Here is a 23055-nt window from a genome sequence, read left to right on the forward strand (position 1 = left end):
CCAGCCACCTGATTAGCCTGGAACCCTTGATGAATAAGTTACTTGCAGGCCTGCTCGGCCCACTGCTGCTGTGCGCCTGCGCATCGCCCGTCACCCAAGAACCGCTGCCGTGGGCGCCCCAGGTGGTGCGCGGCCAACTGGCCAATGGCTTGGAATACCGCTTGGTGCAGGACAGCACCCAAACCGGTCGCCTGGACCTGCGCCTGACCGTGCGCGCCGGCTCGGTGGATGAAGACGACGACCAGGTGGGCGTGGCCCATATGCTCGAACACCTGACCTTCCGCAGCCGTGCGGGCCAAGCCAGCGACCTGCGTGCGCAGATGACCGCGTTGGGTTGGGTGCAGGGCCGCAACTACAACGCCATGACCAGCTATGACCGCACCCAGTACCTGCTCAGCCCCATGGCCGGTACCACGCAAACACCGATAGCCTTGGAAAAGCTTGCGCAACTGGTGTTCGCGGGTGATTACAACGCCGCAGACCTTGAGCGCGAACGCCCCATCGTCATCGAAGAATGGCGCGGCGGCCTTGGCGTGGCCCAACGCATGAATGACCAACGCGCGGCCACTCAACGGGTGGGTTCGCGTTACCCACAACACCGCACCATCGGCAATGAAACGGCGATCCGCGAAGCGTCGCTCGGTGCCTTGCAGCGCTTTCAACAGCGTTGGTACGTACCCAATAACATGGTGTTGTCGGTGGTCGGCGACTTCGAGCCACAGCAGTTGACGCAGCAGATCCAGCAGGCCTTCGGCGCCCCGGCCGCCAAGGCACTACCGGAACGTGAACACCGCGAACTGCCTCTCGATAACCAGCTCAAAATCTTCCGCCTGCAAGACCCGCAAACCGGCAGCAACCAAGTGTCCCTGCTGTTTCGCCTGCACGAACCGGACAGCCGTGGCATCACGGCCGAGGCCAGCCGCGAGCGTTTGGTCGACCGCATGGCCCTGTCGGCGCTGTTGGCCCAGTTACGCCGCCAACCCCTGCCAACCGGCGTGCGCAGCCTTACCGCACAGAAGACCTTGATCGGCGAGTATTCCAGCGTACTGGGTGTCGCGGCCGGTGTTGACGGTGCTCATCATGACGATGCCCTGAAGCAGCTGCTGACCGAGTTGGAGCGTGTGCGCCAACACGGGTTGACTGCGCAGGATCTGGACCGGGAACGGAGCAAAATCCGCTTATTGGCAGACGCCATGCTGGCCAAGGATGAGTCGCGCACCTTCGAGCAATGGGTGACCTCGCTCAACGATGCCGCCGTGCAGAACCGCCCCGTCGTCGCGCCGCATCAGATCGCCCAGCGCACGCTTAACGCGCTGGACACCATCGACCTCGCAGCCCTCAATGCCCGCCTGAACCGTTGGCTGAACAGCACCGACCAAGTGCTGCAATTCACAGCGCCGGGCAACCGTGTGGTGCGCCTGCCGACGGTGGACGATGTGCAACAGTTGCGCGCGTCCATTGCCCACTCATCACTGGCAGCGCCGCAGTCGGCCCCGCCGGTGGCACCGCCTGCCGCCACCTTCACACTGCCATCGGCTGGTGCCCCCGGTTCGGTGCTGGGCAAACGCAGCTTTACCGCTGAACAGGTCGAGCACTGGCAACTGAGCAACGGTGATCGCCTGGTCTGGCTGCGCCGCAATGCCGAAGACGGCCAATGGCGACTGCAAGCCGAATCGTCCGCCGGTTACGAGCGCCGCGACGTACCCGCCTGGCGCCTGCAAATGGCGGCGCAACTGGGCAACCAGAGTGGCGCGCCAGGATTGGAGGCGTGGCGTAAACAGCACAAGGCAACCTTGAGCCTTGAACAAAGTGCTACGCGCCTGCAATTAAGCGCCCGCTCAAACGCCTCGATTGTCGCCCTGACCACACTGCTGCAAAGCTATCGCCAGAGCCAGGTGGGCGCGCCGATCGATGACGAACTGTTCAGCGCTGCCCGCGATGACCTGCTGACCCGCGTGAGCACCCGACCCGACGCCATCGCCGCCGCCCGACGTGAACTGCGCTACGGCGTCGACACCTGGCAAGCCCCGGATCAACACGCCTTGGAGGCATTGCAATCAAGCACCCTGAACGAGGACTGGCAGCAGCTCACGCAGGCCCCGGTCACCTACTACCTGATGGCGGACATGGATCCGGCGCACCTGGCAAAAGCCGTGGGTGAGCAACTGGCCAATATCCCGCGCGGCGTTGCCCAACCCGGCCGCCCTGCCCTGCAAAAACCCGGTCAACGCCGCGCCGACATCGCCGTAGCCCTGGAACCACGCGTGGTACTCGAAGCCAACAGCTTCAGCGAACAGCCATGGACGCCCGAAGCGGCGGCCCGTGTCGCAGCCCTGCGTGAACTGGCCAACCAGCAGCTCAAGCAACGCCTGCGTGGCGAGGCGTCCGGCGTCTACCGCCTGCGCTTCGACAGCGAACTGAACCCCGACACCCAGCGCATCGAAAGCCAGTTGAGCTTCACCTGCGACCCCCAACGCGCCGACGAACTGTGGGCGCTGGCCCAGCAGACTCTGGCGCAGTTAGGCCGTTCGGTGGATGCGAAATGGGTCGCTGACGAACGCATGGAACTGCGCCGTCAGGAGCGAAAGCGCTTGCTCGATCCCACCACCCAATGGCGCCGCCTGTTGCTCAGCGAACGCCAATGGCAAGACCCGCGCTACCTGAGCCGCCAGACCCGTTTGCCGGACGGCCTGCGCCTGGAATTGCTCAAACCCTTGGCCAGCCAGTTGTTCCCGGCGAATAACCAAGTGCTGCTGCGCGTCCTGCCAAAGGTGGATGCCCCTTGAAGAGCCTGCGTACGTTCTACCGCCTGGCCGCGCCGTTCTGGCGCCAGGGCTCGCAGTGGCTGGGCTGGCTGATGCTGGTCAGCATCATCGGCATGGGCCTGTTGATCGTACAGATCAATGTCTTGATCAACGCCTGGAGCAAAAGCTTCTACGACACCCTCGGCGCATTCGACACGCCTGCGCTGTACGCGCTGATGGGCCGCTACGTGATTTACCTCGGCGCCTATGTGCTGATCGTCGTCGCCCTGGACTGGGTGCGCAAAGCCTTGGTGCTGCGTTGGCGCCAAGCCATGACCGAGCAGTTCACCCATGCCTGGCTCGCTGACCAGGCCTTCTACCGCCTGGGCCTGAACGGCGAGCCGGACAACCCCGACCAGCGCATCAGCGAGGACGTGGATATCGTTGCCGACCTGAGTGTGGAGTTGGTGGCTTCGTTCATCATCAACATGGCCCAGGTCGGCGCTTTCATGAGCATTCTCTGGCAACTGTCGGGGGTGCAGACGTTCAGCGTCGGCGAATACAGCATCACACTGTCGGGCTACCTGGTGTGGATTGTGGTGCTCTACACCCTGGCCGGCAGCTTGATCACCCACTGGGTCGGCCGTCCGCTGCACCGCCTGAACGTGGACCGCCAGCACTATGAAGCTGACTTTCGTGCCAGCCTGCTGCGCAAGCGTGAACACGCCGAACAGATCGCCCTGTACCGGGGCGAGGCGGTGGAGCGCGCGCACCTGGCTGAGCGTTTCCAGGCGATTGCGCACAACTGGCGGCAACTGATGGGCCGCGAGCGTAACCTCAGCCTGTTTACCGTCAGCTATGAACGGGTCAGCCTGATCATTCCGGTGTTTGCCGCCCTGCCCGCGTTTCTGGCCGAGACCATCACGTTAGGCGGGTTGATGCAGATCCGCAGCGCGTTTGGCGCGGTGCAAGGCTCCCTCAGTTGGTTTATCAAGCTGTACCCGAAGTTGATGCGCTGGAGTTCGGCGGTGGAACGGCTGGGGCAGTTTGAACACGCCATCGCCGCCAGCCGCTGCCAGGCCCAGGCACCGGTGATTGGCGACTGCCTGTGCGTCAGCGGCCTGGATGTACTGCGCCCTGACGCGGGCCTGCTGCTGGGCGATGTGTCAGTACAAGTGGCTCAGGGGGAGTGGCTGTTGATTGCCGGCCGCAGCGGTATCGGCAAATCCACGTTGCTGCGCACCTTGCAGGGCATCTGGCCGTATTGCCGGGGCGGCTGGCAATTGCCGCCAGGGCGCAGCCTTTTGCTGCCGCAGAAGCCTTATCTGCCGAGCATGCCGCTGCGTCAGTTGCTGGCTTACCCTGCGGTTGAAGTGCCGAGTGGCGTGCGCTTGGTTGCCGTGCTGCTACAGGTGGGGTTGCCGGGGTTGGTAAAGCGCCTGGACGAACAACGTGAATGGGCGCGGGAACTGTCGGGCGGTGAACAACAGCGCATCGGTCTGGCGCGCGCGCTGCTGTATGCGCCGGATACGTTGTACCTGGATGAAGCGACCAATCAGCTCGACGAGGCCAGTGCGCATGCCCTATTGGTGCTGGTGCGTGAGCAATTGCCTGAATGCACAGTGATTGGCATCAGTCATCAGGTGGCGCTGGCGCCACTGTTTGATCGCACCTGGTCCCCTGAAACGGCAAAAAACGCTGGGGTTGTGGCAGGTTTTGGGGCTGCTGCGCAGCCCAGCGCGGGACAAGCCCGCTCACCACAGCAAGAGCACTGACCGGGGACTAGAGCACGCTGCCCATCGCCTTCATCAACACCAGGTCCCGCGCGTAAATATCCGGCGCGTAGACCAACCCACCCTGGCGGTCGACTTCGACCGTCCAGTAACCGAGCAACACCGGCACCGGTGTGGACAGCCTGAATTCATGGGTCACGCCAGTGGCCAGCAGTTCATCGGTGCGCGCCCGTTCGGCAGGGCTGACCAGCAGATCGCGCAGCAACAACGGTTGTTCCACCCGCACGCAACCGGAGCTGAATGCGCGAGGGCCTTTGGTGAACAGCGGCTGGCTCGGGGTGTCGTGCAGGTACACCGAGTACGGGTTGGGAAAGCGCATCACGATCTTGCCCAACGGGTTGCGCGGCCCGGCTTCCTGGCGCAGCAGGATATTGCCGGGGCGCGCCCAGTCGATCTGCTCGGGCGCCAGCGGGTGGCCTTCGGCGTCGAGCACTTGCAGGTTTTGCTGGCGCAGGTATTCAGGGTTCAGGCGGATGGCCGGGAGTTTATCCTCGCGCATGATGGTCGGCGGGATCGTCCAGGTGGGGTTGAGCGTCAGCCGGGTAATGCGGGATTTGAGCAGCGGCGTCTGGCGTTCGGCGCGGCCCACTTGCAGGCGGGTTTGCCACACCGGGATGCCGCTCTGGTACACGCTCAATTGCGCAGCGGCGACGTTAACCAGCACGCCTTCGGGCTCCAGGTCCTGGGCCAGCCAGCGGAAGCGTTCAAGGTTGATGCGCAGTTGCTCGCGGCGCATGGCCGGGCTGATGTTGAGTTCGGCCACGGTGCCGGCGCCGATCACACCGTCCGATTGCAAGGAGTGGCTGACCTGAAAAGCCTTCACCGCCGTGACTAACTCAGGACGGTATTGCTTGCCGACGCCCTTCGGTTCGCTGGGCAGATACCCACCGCTGTAGAGCCGGCGCGCCAGTTCCGGAACGCGTGGGTCTTCCATGCCGGGACGCAACAACGGGCCGCTGCCAACCGCCTCCCAATGGGGCAATGGCTGCTGGCGCACCGTGGAATAGGCATTGCGCAGGCTGCGGTACAAATCTGCGCTGGGGCGGGCCTGGTCGAACGCTTGCGCCATGTCATTCAAGCCGATGGCGGCAAAGGCCAGCACGTCGGTGTTGGGATCGCGGGTGGGAGGCTGGGAATGCCACAGCGGTTCGAAGCGCGATTGCTGCAGCCGGCCGAAGTGCAAGTCCTGGAGGGCTTGCAGGTAGTGTTGGCTGCTGTCGATATCGCTGCACAGTACGTTTTGCGTGGCGTGCGGCGCGGGCAGACTATAGTGGGTGGGATCCAGGCCATCGTCGGCGAGCATCAGCAATTGCGTTTGGAGTGCTTGGCGGCGCGTCTCGTCCGACCATAACGGTGCATCGCCTTGCTGCTGATAGAACGCTTGCAGGCGCGCAAGGGCTGGCGCGTCGATCTGCGGCGCCAGGCCTGGGCAAACACTGGGCAACTGCGCCAGGGCTTGTTGCAACGGGGCCAGGTCCACCGGCGCGGGGGTCGTGACCGGCAGCGGTTCCACCGGCAGCGCATCCGCTGTGGCGACCAATGGTGCAACGAGCAGGCAAATGCTCAAGTAACATGCGTGTTTTTTGAACAATGGCTTGGCTCCAATCCACAGTGGGGGAGATGTACTGTAGATGCTGACTTTTATGTATCGCCTGGGGATCGCCTTGAGTTTGGCTGTATTGAGCAATTCTGCGCTCGCCGCCAATGGCAACCCTCCTTCCTTGTATAGCAGCCTGGCGCGCTCGGCTCCAGAACTCAATCCCACTGTGCTGAAAAGTGCCCTGAGCGCGATGCAGTGCGCAGTCAGCAATGGCGAGGAACGCTCCGAGCGCCTGGCCGTGATTGACTATTCTCAGCCGTCGACCGCCCGTCGGCTGTGGATCTTCGACCTGCGCAAGAAAACCCTGGTGCTGCGCGACCTGGTGGCCCACGGCGCCAAGTCCGGGGAGAACTTCGCCACCCAGTTCTCCAACGCCGAAGGTAGCCATCAATCCAGCCTGGGCCTGTTCCGCACCCAGGAAAGTTACCTGGGCACCCACGGTTACTCGCTGCGCATGGATGGCTTGGAGCCGGGGTTCAATGACCAGGCCCGTGATCGCGCCATCGTGATTCACGCCGCCGACTACGTAAGCCCGCTGTGGAGCAAGCGCGAAGGCCGTATCGGCCGCAGCCAGGGTTGCCCGGCGGTGCGCCCGCAGGTGGCGCGCCAGGTGGTGGATAAACTCAAGGACGGGCAGTTTATGTTTTCGTGGTACCCCGACCAGCGCTGGTTGAAGTCCTCGACGTACCTCAATTGCAAACCCCAACAGGTGGCAAGTAGTCGTACAATCCGTGGCGGTTAGCCTGTCCCCACAGATAAAAGAGAGCGTTCAATGCTTCTACACCAATCGACCTGGATCGAGATCGGGCAGTTTCTGGAGCGCAGTCGCACGGTGGTGATCCCCATCGGCTCCAACGAGCAGCACGGCCCGACCGGTCTGCTGGGCACCGACTGGATGTGTCCGGAAATCATCGCCGTTGAGGCGCAAAAAAACGCCGACATCCTGATCGGGCCGACCTTCAATATCGGTATGGCCCAGCATCACCTGGGTTTCCCCGGCACCATTTCCTTGCGCCCTTCCACCTTTATCGCCGCGATTGGCGATTGGGTGCGTTCGCTGGCCGGGCATGGTTTCGACAAGATCCTGTTCCTCAACGGCCATGGCGGGAATATCGCAACCATCGAGGCGGCGTTTTCCGAGCTGTACGCCGAAGCCAGTTTTGCCCGTCGACCCGCCGGCTTCGCCCTGAAGCTGGTGAACTGGTGGGACCTGGAAGGCGTCAGTGACCTGGCCCACCGCCAATTCCCGGTAGGCCACGGCAGTCATGCCACGCCGTCAGAGATCGCGGTGACGCAGTGGGCGTATCCGGACTCGATCAAGTCGGCCGACTATTCGCCGCAGATCGCCAACACCGGTCCGATCCGCGAAGCCCTGGACTTCCGTGCACGCTTCCCCGATGGACGCATGGGCTCGGACCCGGCGCTGGCGACGGTGGAGAAAGGCGGTGAATTGGTGGCGTTGGCGGCTCAAGGGCTGGTCAAGACCGTCAACAGTTTCAGCAACGAAGCCAAAGCCTAGGTCGAGTACACATCAACCTGTGGGGAGGGGCTGCTTCGCAGACCAGCGCAGGGCAAGCCTGCTCACCACAGCAAGCCTCCTCCAAATTGGATGTGTGTGCTACTTACATTCCTGCGCCGCCAACTCCAGTCGCGACGGCGTTAACGCCGACGCCAGCGGCTTGCGCTCATACAGGAACACCTTGGCGCCCTCTCCAGCCTTGTAGGCTTCCAGCACATCGTCGGCCGCAATCTTGCTGGTCAACACCGCGCGGGCGTGGCGCGAGTTCTGGGTCACGGTCGACGTAATCCCGTGTTTTTCCAGCTTGGGCAAGACGCATTGGAAATAGGCGTCAGGGCCTTTGCTGGTTTGCAGGGTCAAGGTTGGAGTGTTTGGGGCAGAGACACAGCCGGCCATCAACAGAGCCGTAGCCGGTACAAAAAAAGAGCGCATGAAAAAATCCTGATATTGAATATAAACGTTCATATCAACCGGCACGTACCAGCGCCTTGAGCGACGCATCAAACTGCTTCAAAGCATCCAACTGCACATCCCGCTGCTGCTCGATCTGCGCGGCAATTTCCGGCGCGTCCTTGTCACGGACCCACACCGACGGCACCTGTTTGTGCACCGAGCCTTCGGCCTTGGCGATGTATTGCAGGTCGGCGTCATAGAACCGCGCAATAAAGCGCGCCTCGACCTGATCGTTACGCTGGGTGAGCAGTTGATTATGGGTATCGAGCATCACCACTACATCGGGATGAGCCTGCACCAAGGCATCCAGGTTGTCGTAGACGGTCACCGACAAAAAGGCGCCCTGCAGCGAACTCATCAACCAATCAATGGCCAACTCCGGGTCGGAGCTGTTGACGAACGCCTGGCGGATACGCCCGTCGAGGGCATCCTTGGCGCCATTCAAGGCCATATCGTGGTAGCGTTCCAGATAGCTGAGGTTGTCGCGAGTATTGTCGCTCAACAACACACCTACTGACTGCGTGTGCTGCAGGGAGTTTACGCTACCGGCGATGGGTAGCAAATGGCCTGTACGCAGTTCGCCAGCGATGGCCGCGTTGCTCACTGCCACCGTACCCAGCATCAGAATCATTAGACCAAGCTGAATAATCGTCCTCATCGCGCATTTCCTTGAACAGCGTCTCGATGAAGGGATTTTGCGCTTTCCGTGCGAAAACAGAACTTGCGTTGCGTGATGGTGACTATTATCTGAAGCGATAGTGTTGCGATAAAACCGATAAGGAGCCGCCATGAAGCCCCACCAGAAAACCTTCGACCGCATCCGTGAAGCCGTCTTGCCGGAATTTCGCGAGCGGGTCGCCGATTACCTGGTCGACTATGAAACCGTGCTGCAGGACATCAACGCCGACACCGACCAAGTCTGTGCCAGCGCCCAACAACTGCGCGGTTACCTGCGCGGCTTGAACACCACGCGGGTGCTGGGCATGGCCGATTGGGAAGACCTGGATCGGCGTGTGGAACACATCACCGCAAACGCTACAGCGCAGGACGTTGCTGATTGACCCATTCCTGCACCGACGGCCGCTGCCACTGACGCTGGGCATACGCCACCAACTCAGCCGGTACGCGGTCGCCGTTGAGGATCAGGCGGTTGAGCATGATCGCCAGATCCACATCAGCAATCGACCACTCACCGAACAGGTTCGTCGGGTTACCCGCCAACAACGCCTGCGCCCCAGTGATCAACCGCTTGGCGGCCGCTTCGGCCACGGGTGACAACGGCGGCATCTGCTGGCCGTAGAACACCACCAGCGTGGAACGCTCCTGACGAATTGGCAGCAAATCACTGCGCAACCACGCCTGTACCTGCCGCGCCCTCGCCCGCTGCTTTGGATCGGCGGGGTACACCGCTGTCCCAGGGTAGGCCTCTTCCAGATACTCGGTGATCGCCGAAGATTCCGACAACGCAAAGTCACCTTCCACCAGGGTTGGCACCCGTTGGGTCACAGACAGCCGGGCGAAATCGGCGGTCTGGTTTTGCGCGGCATCCAGGTCCAAGGTAACCAGTTCGAAGGTCAGGCCCTTTTCCCACAGGGTGACGAACACCGACATCGCGTAGGGGCTGGTGAACAGCGAATCAACGTAAAGGCGCAACGGGCTCTGGCTCATGGGCAATCTCCTTGAATGAGCCGTCACGCTACGAGATGTGCGCGTATAAAGACAATGCAGGGTTTTTATGGGGGCATTCCTGGCGGGAATACTGCTTAAAACGCCTGAATATCGACCTCGCCCGTGTAGGGCTGCCGTTGGGTGCCTACACGTCCTTTATAGATCGGTTTTGGGTGGGCGTCAGGCGTCTGGCGCCCACCCAAACACGTTCGACAGTGGACCGTGTTTACCCTTTAGAAGTCCACCGTTGCCGATAGCTTCACCGTGCGTGGCTCGCCCTGGGTCAGGTAGTTATTGGCGGTCGACGCCGACGCCCAGTACGCCTTGTTCGCGACATTCTCGACGTTGGCGCGCAAGGTGATGAACTTGTCGTCGGCCTTGAAGCCATAACGCGCACCGAGGTCAACACGGGTCCAGGCCGGAATGCTGAGTGTGTTGTCAGCGTTGACGTACTCGCCGCCGGTGCGCAGCAGCCGTGCGTTAACCGCAGCGCCCTGGATGCCCGGAATGTCCCAGTCGGCGCCCACGTTGAACTGAAAACGCGGCACACCGGCGGCGCGGTTGCCGTCGGTGAGGCCGTTGGCGGTGTTCTTCAACTCGGTGTTCATCCAGGTTGCACCGGCCAGCACGCGCAGGCCGTCGAGGGGTTCGCCGAAGACGTTGAGCTCCACACCTTTGTTGATCTGCTGACCGTCGACGCTGAAGGTATTGGTGCCATTGGCGTTGGTGTTGGTCGCACTGTTCGGCTGTTCGATGCGGTAGACGCCGAGGGTAGCGCCATAGCTGTCCCAATCGAACTTGACCCCGGCTTCGGTCTGTTTGCTGCGGTTGGGCGCAAAGACTTCGCCGGGGTTGGTCACGTTGGTCAGCGGCGCCGTCGGACCTTGGGCCAAGCCTTCGATTCGGTTGGCGTAGAACGCCACATGCTCCCAAGGCTTGACCACCAGGCCATAAACCGGCGTGGTGATCGACTCGGCATAGTTGGCACTGCGCACGCCGGTGGTGGTGTTCCAGGCGTCCACTTCGATGGTCTGGCGGCGCACGCCCAACGTCAGCAATACGCGATCGTCGATAAAGCCCAAGGTGTCGGACACCGCAGCACTCTTGATGCGGTTTTTGCCAACGATGCGTGGGTCGTGCACATCGCTGCCGAAATAGGTGACGGTCGGGCGCGCTATCTGGGTCGGGTTGTACAGATCGCCGGGCTTGCGATTGCCCCGCAGGATCGCTTCAAACGCCGAACGCTGTTCGCCCCAGACTCCCGACAAACCGACGTTCATCTGATGGGTCACCGGCCCAGTGCTGAAGTGCCCGTTCAAACCGGCCATGGCACTCTTGTTGTCCTCATCATGGGGCGAATACAAAAAGCCCACTTGCCCGGCACCGTTGTTGCCCACATACAACGACGAATACTGACCATTCTCCCGCGTGTGCTTGGCGCCGCCGCCCACGTACGCCGTCCAGTTGTCATTGAGGTCGTACTCGGCATTGAACATGCCGTAGGTGTCTTCCAACTCCGACCAGCTCCAATCCTGGGCGTAGTTATGCTTCGCCGATGGCGCCTTCGGCACTTGGGTACCTGTGGGGTAGACCACCGAGCGGCCGCTGTTGATGCGCTCTTTCTGGTAGCCGAAATCGGTGGACATGCGCAGGCGCTCGCCACGGTAATCCAGGGCGATGGCGATCAGTTGTGAGCTTTTGAATTCATCCTCGATGGCCGTGTCACCGCCGTGTTTGGCCAGGTTGACCCGCGCACCGAAACGGTTGTCTTCGCCAAAGCGCTGGCCCAGGTCGAGGTGCCCACCGGCCTGGCCGTCGGTGGTGGTGTCGAGGCTGATGCTGCGGGTCGCGGTGTCTTCGGCGCGCTTGGGCACCAGGTTGACGCTGCCGCCAATCCCGCTGCCCGCCGGCGATACGCCGTTGACGAAGGCGTTGGGGCCTTTGAACAACTCCACACGCTCCAGGGCCTCGGTGGTGACGATCTGCCGGGGCAGCACGCCATAGAGGCCGTTGAAAGCAATGTCATCGGTGTTCAGTGGCAGGCCGCGGATGGTAAACACTTGGGAGAAGTTACCGAACCCGGAGGACTGGCGCACCGACGCGTCGTTGAGCAACACGTCGCCCACGGTGCGCGCCTGTTGGTCGGCGATGGTTTTGGAGGTGTAGCTGACCACGCTGAACGGCACGTCATTGATCGAGCGATTGCCCAACACCCCCAGGCGCGCCGAACGCGCTACCTGGCCACCGCCATAGGTGTCCACCTCTGCCCCACTCGTTTCGGCGCTGATGGTGGTGGCGCCCAGTTGCAGCACGTCGCCAGTGGCCTCGGGCACCACGGTGTAGCCGCCGCTGCCGGTGCTTTGCACGGTGTAGCCGCTGCCCTGGAGCAGTTGCATGAAACCCGATTGCGCAGTGTAGCTGCCTTGCAGGCCCGAACTCTGTTGGTCATTGAGCAGCGCGGAATCAAACGACAGCGGCACACCGGATAACGCCGCGAACTGCGCCAACACATTGCCCAAGGGCCCCGGCGCGAGGGCATAGCTGCGCGCGGCGCCCGCTACTGTCTCTGCTGCCATGGCGCTGTGCAGCGGTGCGAGAGTGGCAAGCGCAACAGCCAGGCTCAGCGCCTTGAGGGGACGGGGGCAAAAGAGGTGCAGTCTGGCGTTCATGGGCATTCCTGTCGGCGCGGTGCAACGTTGAGGGTTCTCCCCTACACCGGACGACAACGAAAAAGGTATCAGCGAATCTGAAAGAAATTTCAACGCGGCTCGACGGTGACCCAGTAGCCGGTCAAGCGGCTGACGGTCACCGGCAGGGTTTCCTGCAACAGGCGCAGGCTGGCATCGGTATCACGCAGGGGGAATGCGCCGGAAACGGTCAACCCCGCCACACCGGGGTGGCAACGCAACACGCCGGCACGGTAGCGCCCCAGTTCGTCGAGCAAATCCGCCAGGCGCATATGCTGGGCCAGCAGCATGCCGTTCTCCCAGGTCATGGCGCTGACATCCAGCGGCCCAACCGCCGCCACGCTGTTGTTGCCAAATGCGCTCTGCTCACCGGCCTTGAGGATCAACCCACGGTCGGCGTGGGCCGGCAGCATCTCCACCGCGCCTTCGATCACGGCCACGCGGCTGCTGTGCTCACCGACACGCACGCTGAAGTGCGTGCCCAGCGCACGGGCGGTGCCGTGGCGGGTTTGTACGATAAACGGACGATGGCTTGGTGCAGGGTCCTTGGCGGTGGTGATCATCACTTCGCCTTGCAGCAGTTCGATGCGCCGTACCTGATCGGTGAAGCCGATATTCAACGAGCTGGCGGTGTTGATCAGCAGGCGCGTACCGTCAGGCAAGGTCAAATTGCGTTGCTCGCCGATGGCGGTGCGCTGGTCGGCCGCCCACGACTCCCAGGGCTTTTGCTGCAAGGCCAGCCACGTCGCCGGACCTGCCAGCAGCAACAACCCCAATGCCTGGCGCCGGCCAAGGGATTTTTTGCGGCCGATACGCTTGAGGGTGTCGCCGGCAATCGCACTCGGCACGCTGTTGAAGTCCCCCAGAATCGCCTGCGCACGCTGCCAGGCCTGCGCGTGCTGGGCGCTGCGGCCTTGCCATTGGGCGATGGCGCGGTGGTCTTCGTCGGTCGCGCTGCCGGACTGCAACTGCACCATCCAGTCGGCGGCTTCGCCCAGGATCAGCGGGTCAATCGACGGGTTCATGCCACGCTCAGGCAGGCGAGGAAAGCATCGCGCATATAGCGTTTGACCGACACCAGCGACACCTTCAACTCATCGGCAATCTGCTGGTACGTCAGGCCATCGAGCTGCGACATCAGGAACGCCTGGCGGGTTTTCTCGGGCAAGTCTCGCAGCATGGCTTCGATACGGTACAGCGCTTCGAGAATCAGCCAGCGGGTTTCCGGCGATGGCACTTGCTGCTCGGGCAAGTGGGCGATGGTTTCCAGGTAGGCGCGTTCGACCTCCTGACGACGCCAACTGTCGATCATCAGGCCCTTGGCAATATGAGTGAGCAACGCCCGTGGCTCGCTGCCAAAACCGGCGCAGCTCTGGCGACTCAACAACCGCACGAAGGTGTCGTGAGCCAGGTCGGCCGCATCGCTGGCATTGCCCAGTTTGCGGTCGAGCCAGCGGTACAACCATCCGTGGTGTTCGCAGTACAGCGCCTGAATAGGCAGGTTGAGGGGGGACGACATGCGAGTCACCGGCACCAAGGCCACGGAGTAATTAAGAATTGATCGCATTCTAGTCTGGGCGACGGACCTCAGCAATGTGCAATTTAATGTTATAGGATAACATCCACTTTCCACCCAGCCCTGCGACCACACCCATGACCGATGCTGTTCCGCTCCGACAACGCCTGCTCTCCATCGACGCCCTGCGCGGCCTGGTGATCCTGTTCATGCTGCTCGACCACGTTCGCGAAACCTTCCTTCTGCACCGTCAGGTCGGCGACCCGATGAGCATCGACAACACCGAACCTGCGCTGTTTATCAGCCGCACCCTCGCCCACCTGTGCGCGCCGGTGTTTGTCTTACTCACGGGGTTATCCGCGTTTTTGTACGGCCAGAAATACCAGGGCCGCCGCGATGTGTCGGCGTTCCTGTTCAAGCGCGGGTTGTTCCTGGTGGTGCTGGAATTCACCCTGGTCAACTTCGCGTGGACCTTCCAGCTCCCACCGAGCGTGATCTACATGCAAGTAATCTGGGCGATTGGCATCAGCATGATCGCCCTCGCCGCCCTCGTGTGGCTGCCGCGCCCGCTGCTGATCATCGTGGCGCTGGTGATCATCGGCGGGCACAACCTGCTGGATGGCGTGCACTTTGCTCCAGGTTCGGCGCTGCAGAATCTGTGGGCAATCCTGCATGAACGCAGTTGGATCGACGTGTCCGCCGACCTGCGCTTGCGCACTACCTATCCGGTGTTGCCGTGGATCGGTGTGATTGCACTGGGCTACAGCATCGGTCCGTGGTTCGCCAATGCCACCGTGCCTGCAGCGCGCCAGCGCCATCTGTTGCTGGCCGGTGCGGGTTCGTTGATGGGGTTTGTGATGTTGCGTGCGGTCAACAGCTACGGCGAGAAGCCTTGGCAGACGTACGAGACCGGCGTGCAAACGGTGATGAGCTTTTTCAACGTGACCAAGTACCCGCCTTCGTTGTTGTTCCTGGCGTTGACGTTGGGGATTGGACTGTTGCTGCTGTTGGCGTTTGAACGCGCGGGGCATAAACGTTGGATCGGAGTATTGGCCGTGTTTGGTGCAGCGCCGATGTTCTTTTACCTGCTGCACCTGTACGTGCTGAAGGTGCTGTATGTAGCGTGTGTGGCGGCGTTCGGCCTCAACCATGGCAACTACTTCGGGTTCGACAGCATCGGTGCCGTATGGCTGGCGGCTCTGTTGCTGCCGCTGGTGCTTTACGTGCCAGTGCGCTGGTTTGCCGGCCTGAAAGCGCGTCGACGGGATCTGGCGTGGCTCAAATACCTCTGAGCGTAGATTCAATTGTGGGAGGGGCAGTGTGGCGATGCTACAGGCCCTGACTACGATGTCTCCGAGTCAGGATGCTGGCTGAGTACATATCCGTTGCTGCGATAACGGCGGCTTACGGTTTCGCCCTTACGGCGACCGGATTCTTAAGCCGAACTCCGTCCAAATGTGGGAGGGGGCTTGCTCCCGATGAGGGTGTGTCAGTTGATGCAGCTGTGACTGCCCCACTGCCATCGGGAGCAAGCCCCCTCCCACAGTTTGATCTTCATAGATCAGCCAGATAGGTCCTAGCCTGCTGTCCTGCTTTTGCTCCGCTTTTTCTCTGCTTTTGCTCTGCTTTAGATCTGCTTTTGATTTGGCTCTTACATCCTTTTCGCTGACGAAGTCAGCGGTCTGTTGATCTGCGCTTTTGATCTTGATCTCAGGCGCCCCGTCAAACACGCTGGCCGAACGCAGGCTTGAATCCGTGGGTAACCCGGCAGGACGCCGGGTTAGCCGCGCTGGGCCATGGATGGCCCATCGCGGCGGCCCACGGATTCAAGCCGGAGTGAGGGCACACCGAGCCTAGGCGAGGTGCCGAGTGTTGGGGCAAGAGCCCTTTGGTTACTTTGGGGCTTTTCCAAAGTGACCCGCCGTAAGGGCGGAACCAATACCCGCCGTGACCGCAGAAACGGATATGCACACCAACAAACCGCCATCGAAAGCAAACCTCGCCCCACATTTTTAACCGCGTTACGCCAATTCCGCTCGCAGTTGACGCGCCGCAGTGACCATATGAATCAGCGCCGCCTCAGTCTCCGGCCAGCCGCGCGTCTTCAAGCCGCAATCCGGGTTCACCCACAACCGCTCGGCCGGGATCCGCTTGGCTGCCTTGCGCAGCAGGTTAGCCATTTCCGATGCATCGGGCACCCGTGGCGAGTGGATGTCGTAGACTCCCGGGCCGATGTCATTCGGGTAGGCGAAGGCTTCAAACGCGTCCAGCAACTCCATGTCCGAACGTGAGGTTTCGATGGTGATCACATCGGCATCCATCGCTGCGATGGACTCGATCACATCGTTGAACTCGCTGTAGCACATGTGGGTATGGATCTGGGTGTCGTCACGCACGCCGGAGGCGCACAGGCGGAACACTTCGGTGGCCCAATCCAGGTAGTGCTGCCACTGTGCCTGGCGCAACGGCAGGCCTTCGCGAAACGCGGCTTCGTCGATCTGCACGATCTTGATGCCAGCGGTTTCCAAATCCAGCACTTCATCACGAATCGCCAAGGCCAATTGGCGGGCCTGCACTTCACGGCTTACGTCTTCGCGGGGGAACGACCACATCAGCATGGTCACCGGACCGGTCAGCATGCCTTTCATGACCTTATGGGTCAGGCCTTGGGCATAGCGGATCCACTCCACGGTCATCGCCTTCGGACGGCTCAGGTCGCCGAAAATTACGGCTGGTTTCACGCAACGCGAACCGTAGCTCTGGACCCAGCCGAAGCGCGTGAACACGTACCCGTCCAGTTGCTCGGCGAAGTATTCGACCATGTCGTTACGTTCAGCTTCACCATGCACCAGCACATCCAGGCCGAGGTTTTCCTGCACTTCGACGGCGTGCCTGATTTCGCTGTGCATCGCTTCGACGTATTCGGCCTCGCTCAACTTGCCGGCCTTGTATGACTGGCGCGCCAGGCGGATAGAGGCTGTTTGCGGGAACGAACCGATGGTGGTGGTCGGGAACAACGGCAGTTTGAGGCCAGCGCGCTGTTGCTCGATACGCTGGGCAAACAGCGAGTGGCGCTGGCTGTCCTTGGCAGTAATAGCGGCAACACGTGCCTGGACGGCCGGTTTGTGGATTCTTGGCGAAGCAGCGCGTGCGGCCTGCACGGTGCGGCTGTGCGTCAGAGCAGCAAGCACGTTGGGCGCTTCAGGTTGGTTGACCGCCTGGGCCAGCACCGCCACTTCAGCGCACTTCTGCACAGCGAAGGCCAGCCAGCTTTTCAACTCGGCATCCAGCTTGTCTTCACGGCCCAGGTCCACCGGGCTGTGCAGCAGCGAGCAGGACGGCGCCACCCAAAGGCGATCACCGAGTTTTTCATGAGCATGCTGCAAGGTCGCCAGGGCGTTTTCCAGGTCGCAGCGCCAGACGTTGCGTCCGTTCACTACCCCCAGGGACAGCACCTTGTACGCCGGCAGACGGTCGAGGATGGTCGGGTACTGTTCCGGCGCCCGTATCAGGTCGATGTGCAGGCCATCCACTGGCAGGTTCGCGGCCAGGCCGAGGTTCTCTTCCAGACCACCGAAGTAGGTCGCCACCAACTTTTTCAGTGGGTCGCGCTGGATCAGGTTATAGGCGCGTTCGAAAGCGTTTTTCCACTCTTGTGGCAGGTCGAGCACCAGGATCGGCTCGTCGATCTGTACCCATTCCACGCCCAGGTCCGCCAGGCGTTGGAAGATCTGGCCATACAACGGCAGCAGGCGCTCCAGCAGATCAAGCTTGTCGAAGTCGCCGCCCTTGGCCTTGCCCAGCCACAGGTACGTCAACGGGCCAATCACCACCGGCTTGACGTTGTGGCCCAGTTCGAGAGCTTCCTGCACTTCTTCGAAGAGTTGATCCCAGCCCAGATGGAACTGCTGGTCGACGCTGAATTCAGGCACCAAGTAGTGGTAGTTGGTATCGAACCACTTGGTCATTTCCTGGGCGTGGGCACCGCCGCAGCAGTTGTCGCTGACACCCCGCGCCATACCGAACAGGGTTTGCAGGGTGGCCTTGCCATCCGCCGGGCGAAAGCGCTCAGGGATCACGCCGAACATCAGCGAGTGAGTCAGCACCTGGTCGTACCAGGCGAAATCGCCAGCGGGCAGCAACTCAATACCGGCCTGTTTCTGCAACGCCCAATGGGTCTTGCGCAGGTCACGGCCAACGGCGCGCAGGCCGTCCTCGTCGAGCTCACCCTTCCAGAACGCTTCCTGCGCTTTTTTCAGTTCACGATCGCGTCCAATGCGCGGAAATCCCAGGGAATGAGCGACAGCCATGACTTACAACTCCAATGTCGTTATGTATGGCAGTCATTGTCGGGAATTGATCATAGTGAGGCAAACTCATTCTATTTTAGATCAGCACAAGTTTCGCTCATGTTGAAGCTTGCCTTTAGCCGACACGGCACTCATTCATTGCGGGTACTATGCTCGCAAACAATACATTCAAATGAGCACCCATGATCAAAGCCAGCCTGCGCAGTCACCTGACCTTATGGTTTGCTGGTTTATCCCTGCTCACCTTGCTGAGCGTGGGCTTTTATGTAGGGCACATCGCAACTGGGCAGATGAAGCAGGCCAGCGGCGTTGCTTTGTTGAGCACAGCGCGCTCCACGGCTGCGCTGTTGGCCGTGCAACTGCGCGAGCGTCAGCTGGAAGTGACCCTGCTCAGCAAAGCGCCGCTGTTTCGCAAGGGTGACTTGAACGAGCCGGACATCCTCACGCTGATGGAGCTGCGCACCCAGTCTCGCGCCGAGTACGCGTGGATGGGCGTCGCCGATGCCGACGGCCGTGTGCGCCAGGCGGTGAATGGGCTGCTGGTGAATCAATCTGTCAGCCAGCGCCCATGGTTCCAGGCCGGTCTGCTTGGCGAATACACCGGCGATCCCCATGAGGCGGTGCTGCTGGCCAAGTTGCTGCCAGGGGCGGCCAACGGCGAGCTGTTGCGTTTTATTGATTTCGCCGAGCCTATCCGTAACGCCAAGGGCGAGACCATCGGCGTGCTGGGGGCCCATGCGCACTGGCGCTGGGTGACGCAAATCGTCGATTCGGCAGTGATGCAGAAGGACGCCATCCCTGATATCGAGGCGCTGATTGTCGACTTCGACGGCAAGGTGCTTTATCCCGAACTGCTGGCCGGCGAGCAGATGCCTAAAGACAAGCTGGTCACGCCTTCCGGCTGGTCCACGGCGGACGGTTTTGTGACCGCTTCGGTCGCGGTGCCCAGCCCCTCCAACGCAAAAATGACTTGGTACATCATGGTGCGCCAGCCGTTGGATGTGGCCCTGCAACCGGCGCGCACGCTGCTCTACAAACTGCTGATACTCGGTGTACTCGCCGCCGTGGCGTTTATGGTCGCGGCGTATTACCTGGCCTCCTCCCTCAGTCGCCCTATCGAACAACTGGCCAAATCCGCCAAGCAAGTCCAGGAGCACCAGCCCGGCGCCGTGTTTCCACAGGAGCACTCAGTGCTGGAAATCGCCCAACTGGGCCGCTCGCTTACCGGCATGACCCAAGCGCTGCTGGCCAAGGAACGCCAGCTGCAGGAAGCCAACGCCTCCCTGGAAGCCACTGTCGCCCAACGCACCGCCGACCTCACCCAGGCCAACGCCGAGTTGCTCAAGCTGGCCACCCACGATGCCCTCACCGGCGTGTTCAACCGTCGCCGCTTCGATGAAAAACTCGCCGAGAACAGCCTGCTGTTCCAACGCACCGGCCGCACCTTCGCCCTGCTGCTGATCGATGCCGATTACTTCAAGCGCGTCAACGACACCTACGGCCACGCCATTGGCGATGATGTGCTGTGCCAACTCGCCGCGCTGATAGAAAGCACGACGCGCGCCACTGACTTTGTGGCGCGTTATGGCGGGGAAGAATTCGCCGTGCTGCTACCGGAAGTCGAAGCGCCGGACAGCCCCGACGTGGTCGCCGAAAAAATCCGCGCGGCCGTCGAGGCGGCAGTGTTTCCAACCGTGGGCCGTCTGACCGTGAGCATCGGCGTGGGCGTGGCCGAGCCTTCGGACCGTGACTCCCTGGCACTGCTCAAACGCGCGGACATGTGTTTGTATGAGGCCAAGGCCGCGGGCAGGAACCGGGTGGTTTGAGCACGCCTCCGTCGCCACAGGTACAGTGCCCGCCACGCTATTTCGGATAGGTCCCTACAGGGATGTCATTACCCAAGGCAGTTGTCTTTGGGGCGCAATCAGCTATGAGGTCGCAACAACGCTCAATGCCCACACAAAGAGTCCCTATGAAGCCCTCCAGCGAAGCCCCTTCGATACGTAGACTGGAAGAACTCCCAGACGAGATCCACACGCTGGAAGCGCAAGCCATTGCCGAAGGGTTCAGGTTCCTCACGCGCCTGACCACAGAGTGGGAAACAGGCGCCAATCGGTTCGAACAACCGGGCGAGTACCTTTTGGGCGTGTTTTACCAGGAGCAACTGATTGCAGTCGGCGGCGTTTCCCGTGATCCCTACGCCGGCTCAACCGTGGGCCGGCTGCGCCGGGTATACGTGACTCCCCAAATGCGAGGGCGAGACGTGGGTAAGGCCTTGGTTCAAGCACTGCTGGATTACGCTACGCTGAAATTCCACGATGTGCGCTTATCTACCGATACACCCGAAGCCGCAGCATTTTATCTGCGCTGCGGTTTTCATCAGATCAGCGATGACACCGCAACGCATGCACGATCACTGAGCGCCCACTCGCGCCTACAGAGGTGAGGCGCTCAGCTGTACTACATCAACGGAATCGAATAACTCACAAACACCCGATTCTGGTCCTGGTCCCGCGCCACTTCACTGCGTGACACGCCGTTACGCCAGCCGAACCCGACGTTCTTGAACGTGCCGCTCTGCACCACGTAATCCAACGAGATGTCCCGCTCCCACTCGCTGGCGTCGTTGCCGCTGGTGGTGAGGATGTGCTCGCCCTTGAGGTACATGACCGAGGCCTTCAGGCCGGGTACACCCAGCGACGCGAAGTCGTAGGCGTACTGGGCAAAGGCAGTGCGTTCGCCGGCCTGGATGAAGGTCTGCACGGTACGGTCGGTGTAGAGGTACAGGCTGGCACCGCCCTCCCCTTTGTTCACCAGGCCGCCCTGGTTGAGTTGGGCGAAGTTGCTGTCGTCCGAGACTTGCTGGTAGCCGGCGGTGATCGCGTGCGGGCCCAGGGAGTAGATGAACGCGGCGCTCCAGGTGTTGTTGTCGATTTCACCGTTGCCGTTCTTGGTATAGCCGCCCAGCTTGTAGCCCTCGGCACGGCCGGCAGCACTGCTGTTTTTGCCGTCGGAGCTGGTCTTGAAGTAGCGCAGGTCGGTTTTCAATGAGCCGTATTCGCCCAACGGCAATACGTGGATCAACCCGGCGAAGTGTTGCTGGTAATAGTCTTCGAGGTTGGCGTAGTAGTACTGGACCATCAGGTCCTTGGTCAGTTGGTAGTCCGCGCCGGCGTAGGTGAATTTATTGCTTTCCTGGGTACCGCCCGCCGCGGCCAGGCCACTGCGGTCGCTGGAACCGCGACCGGTGGTGTGCTCAAGCTGGCCGCCGACCAGGGTCAGGTTGTCGATGTCCTTGCTGGTGACTTGCCCGCCTTCGAACGACTGCGGCAACAGGCGGCCGTCGTTGCTCACCAGGATCGGCAGGTTCGGGCGCAGGTAGCCGTAGCGCGCTTCGGTCTTGGCAAAGCGTGCCTTGGCGGTCGCGCCGCCACGGGCCCAGTTATCCGTGGCCTTGCCGTCTTCGGTGGGGATCATCGAGCTGCCGACATGGCGCGCGGCGCTGCTGTCGAGGGTCACGCCGAGCATGCCGATGGCGTCCAGGCCAAAGCCGACGGTGCCGTCGGTGAAGCCCGACTGGTAGTTGAGGATAAAGGCCTGGCCCCACTCTTCAGTCTTCGACGGTGCCGCCGTGCCGTCGCGGTTGTCGTTATTGAAGTAGAAGTTACGCATGCTCAAGTTGGCTTTGCTGTCGCTCAAAAAGTCAGCAGACGCCAAGGGGCTCAGGGCAATGCCCAGGCCGCCGGTCAATACACTTAATACACTCAACGTGGCTTTCATCAGGACGAACTCCGGCGCGGAATCCAAGTTCCGGGCGCAAAAAATGGGCAGCAGGATGCCGTCGGCCAAACGTGATGTTGGCCGGGGCATTAACGGTTGTTCAGTTACTTAGTTGTTAGCTAGTTGAGTGAAGTGAAACCTCCGTAAACCTCAGTCAATCAATCCATGAGCGTCATAAAACGGATACGGCCCCGGGTAATCCCCGAACACGCCGTTGTGGCTGATCAAGCCGTGTTGCGCATCCCAGCGATGCAACAAATACCCCGCCGGTTCCAGGTTGAAATGCGCGGGCGCGGCGTCTTGCAGGTCCAGCACAATCTGATGGGAGGTGCCGGGGCACACACAACTCAAGCTGCCGCCAAAGCGTCGCTGCATCGGCCGGTGCAGGTGCCCGCACAGCAGGCGTTCCACTTGCGGGTGGCGCGCCACGACGCGCTCCAGTGCGGCGGCATTGATAAAGGGTTCGCGGTCCATATGGCCGATGCCGCTGATAAACGGCGGATGGTGCAGGATCAGCAACGTCGGCGCGTCCGGGCGGCGTGCCAGTTGCGCGTCCAACCAGTGCAATTGGCTGTCCAGTAGCTGGCCGCCATGCCCACCGGGGATAGTCGAGTCCAGGCCGATCAAGCGCAGCGGATGCTCGTCCACCACCCAGTCCAACGGCCCCTCTGCCGACGACGGCAAATAAGCGTGATCACGGAATGCCTCAAGCAACGGACCGCGTGTGTCGTGGTTGCCGGGCACCAGGTAGTACGGCATGTGCAGGCGCGCGAGTTCGGGGTGCAGCACGGCGTATTCATCAGCGCGGCCGAAGTCCACCAGGTCACCGCTGACCACCACGATATCGGGCCGGGGTTGGCTGGCGTTTAAATGGTCGACGGCACGGCGCAGCGCGCCCAAGGTATCGACCACCCCATACGTCAGGCGCTGGCCGGCTTTAAGGTGCAGGTCGCTGATTTGCGCAACAAGAAACGGACGATTCACA

Annotated in this window: 18 protein-coding genes; 8 read left to right on the forward strand and 10 right to left on the reverse strand. The window is 61.6% G+C overall.

The features are described 5' to 3' along the window. Positions 1–29: 29 nt before the first annotated feature. Positions 30–2786, forward strand: coding sequence for an insulinase family protein (locus ACEN2T_RS14600; RefSeq protein ID WP_442116901.1), 2757 nt, complete (start codon positions 30–32; stop codon positions 2784–2786). Next, positions 2783–4519, forward strand: a complete 1737-nt coding sequence (locus tag ACEN2T_RS14605; RefSeq protein WP_442116902.1) for an ABC transporter ATP-binding protein/permease — start codon at positions 2783–2785, stop codon at positions 4517–4519. Before ACEN2T_RS14600 ends, ACEN2T_RS14605 begins: the two co-directional genes overlap by 4 nt. Before the next feature lie 7 nt (positions 4520–4526). Here the strand turns inward: ACEN2T_RS14605 and ACEN2T_RS14610 are convergent, their stop codons facing one another. Continuing rightward, positions 4527–6128 carry a L,D-transpeptidase family protein gene (locus ACEN2T_RS14610; RefSeq protein WP_099602232.1) on the reverse strand — a complete coding sequence of 534 codons (1602 nt, stop codon included), beginning with the start codon at positions 6126–6128 and terminating at the stop codon, positions 4527–4529. A gap of 40 nt (positions 6129–6168) precedes the next feature. Here ACEN2T_RS14610 and ACEN2T_RS14615 point away from each other — a divergent pair, with 40 nt between their 5' ends. Both ACEN2T_RS14615 and ACEN2T_RS14620 read left to right on the forward strand, forming a co-directional pair. Further along, the gene (locus tag ACEN2T_RS14615; RefSeq protein ID WP_442116903.1) at positions 6169–6879 is read left to right on the forward strand and encodes a murein L,D-transpeptidase catalytic domain family protein; all 711 of its coding nucleotides are present in this window, start codon (positions 6169–6171) and stop codon (positions 6877–6879) included. Positions 6880–6909: 30 nt separating this feature from the next. Continuing rightward, a complete protein-coding gene (locus tag ACEN2T_RS14620; RefSeq protein ID WP_099602230.1) occupies positions 6910–7656 on the forward strand; it encodes a creatininase family protein in 747 nt (248 codons plus the stop codon). 99 nt (positions 7657–7755) lie between these two features. Here ACEN2T_RS14620 and ACEN2T_RS14625 read toward each other — a convergent pair whose 3' ends face one another. Together ACEN2T_RS14625 and ACEN2T_RS14630 are read right to left on the reverse strand one after the other, a co-directional pair. Continuing rightward, positions 7756–8088: a hypothetical protein gene (locus ACEN2T_RS14625; protein ID WP_095185009.1), complete on the reverse strand. Its 333-nt coding sequence runs from the start codon at positions 8086–8088 to the stop codon at positions 7756–7758. Positions 8089–8122: 34 nt separating this feature from the next. Next, positions 8123–8767 (reverse strand): hypothetical protein, encoded by a 645-nt coding sequence (locus ACEN2T_RS14630; protein ID WP_032889485.1) that lies wholly within the window; start codon positions 8765–8767, stop codon positions 8123–8125. 130 nt (positions 8768–8897) lie between these two features. On the opposite strand from ACEN2T_RS14630, the gene ACEN2T_RS14635 reads away from it, so the two are divergent. Continuing rightward, positions 8898–9170, forward strand: a complete 273-nt coding sequence (locus ACEN2T_RS14635; protein WP_179178824.1) for a hypothetical protein — start codon at positions 8898–8900, stop codon at positions 9168–9170. Here the strand turns inward: ACEN2T_RS14635 and yfcF are convergent. From yfcF to ACEN2T_RS14655, 4 genes are all read right to left on the reverse strand, one after another. Then, a complete protein-coding gene (yfcF, locus tag ACEN2T_RS14640; RefSeq protein ID WP_442116904.1) occupies positions 9145–9777 on the reverse strand; it encodes a glutathione transferase in 633 nt (210 codons plus the stop codon). The two genes, ACEN2T_RS14635 and yfcF, sit on opposite strands and share 26 nt — an antisense overlap. Positions 9778–10010: 233 nt before the next feature. Continuing rightward, positions 10011–12446, reverse strand: a complete 2436-nt coding sequence (locus ACEN2T_RS14645) for a TonB-dependent siderophore receptor (protein WP_442116905.1) — start codon at positions 12444–12446, stop codon at positions 10011–10013. Positions 12447–12535: 89 nt separating this feature from the next. Continuing rightward, complete coding sequence (locus ACEN2T_RS14650; RefSeq protein ID WP_442116906.1) at positions 12536–13489, reverse strand: FecR domain-containing protein; 954 nt, start codon at positions 13487–13489, stop codon at positions 12536–12538. Next, complete coding sequence (locus ACEN2T_RS14655; RefSeq protein ID WP_095184486.1) at positions 13486–13983, reverse strand: sigma-70 family RNA polymerase sigma factor; 498 nt, start codon at positions 13981–13983, stop codon at positions 13486–13488. Before ACEN2T_RS14655 ends, ACEN2T_RS14650 begins: the two co-directional genes overlap by 4 nt. Positions 13984–14117: 134 nt before the next feature. On the opposite strand from ACEN2T_RS14655, the gene ACEN2T_RS14660 reads away from it, so the two are divergent. Then, entirely contained in the window at positions 14118–15272 is a 1155-nt protein-coding gene (locus ACEN2T_RS14660) for a DUF1624 domain-containing protein (protein WP_442116907.1), read from the forward strand. A gap of 729 nt (positions 15273–16001) precedes the next feature. Here ACEN2T_RS14660 and metE read toward each other — a convergent pair. Beyond that, positions 16002–18290 (reverse strand): 5-methyltetrahydropteroyltriglutamate--homocysteine S-methyltransferase, encoded by a 2289-nt coding sequence (gene metE / locus ACEN2T_RS14665; RefSeq protein ID WP_122756505.1) that lies wholly within the window; start codon positions 18288–18290, stop codon positions 16002–16004. 182 nt (positions 18291–18472) lie between these two features. On the opposite strand from metE, the gene ACEN2T_RS14670 reads away from it, so the two are divergent. Next, positions 18473–20116, forward strand: a complete 1644-nt coding sequence (locus ACEN2T_RS14670; RefSeq protein ID WP_122681248.1) for a sensor domain-containing diguanylate cyclase — start codon at positions 18473–18475, stop codon at positions 20114–20116. 146 nt (positions 20117–20262) lie between these two features. Next, positions 20263–20736 (forward strand): GNAT family N-acetyltransferase, encoded by a 474-nt coding sequence (locus ACEN2T_RS14675; protein WP_442116908.1) that lies wholly within the window; start codon positions 20263–20265, stop codon positions 20734–20736. Between the two features lie 14 nt (positions 20737–20750). Here the strand turns inward: ACEN2T_RS14675 and ACEN2T_RS14680 are convergent, their stop codons facing one another. Continuing rightward, complete coding sequence (locus tag ACEN2T_RS14680) at positions 20751–22070, reverse strand: OprD family porin (RefSeq protein WP_442116909.1); 1320 nt, start codon at positions 22068–22070, stop codon at positions 20751–20753. A gap of 150 nt (positions 22071–22220) precedes the next feature. Next, positions 22221–23054, reverse strand: coding sequence for a phosphodiesterase (locus tag ACEN2T_RS14685; RefSeq protein ID WP_442116910.1), 834 nt, complete (start codon positions 23052–23054; stop codon positions 22221–22223). Position 23055 lies beyond the last annotated feature (1 nt).

It is taken from the genome of Pseudomonas sp. W22_MBD1_FP4 (assembly GCF_052113765.1).
GTDB classification, from domain to species: Bacteria; Pseudomonadota; Gammaproteobacteria; order Pseudomonadales; family Pseudomonadaceae; genus Aquipseudomonas; species Aquipseudomonas sivasensis.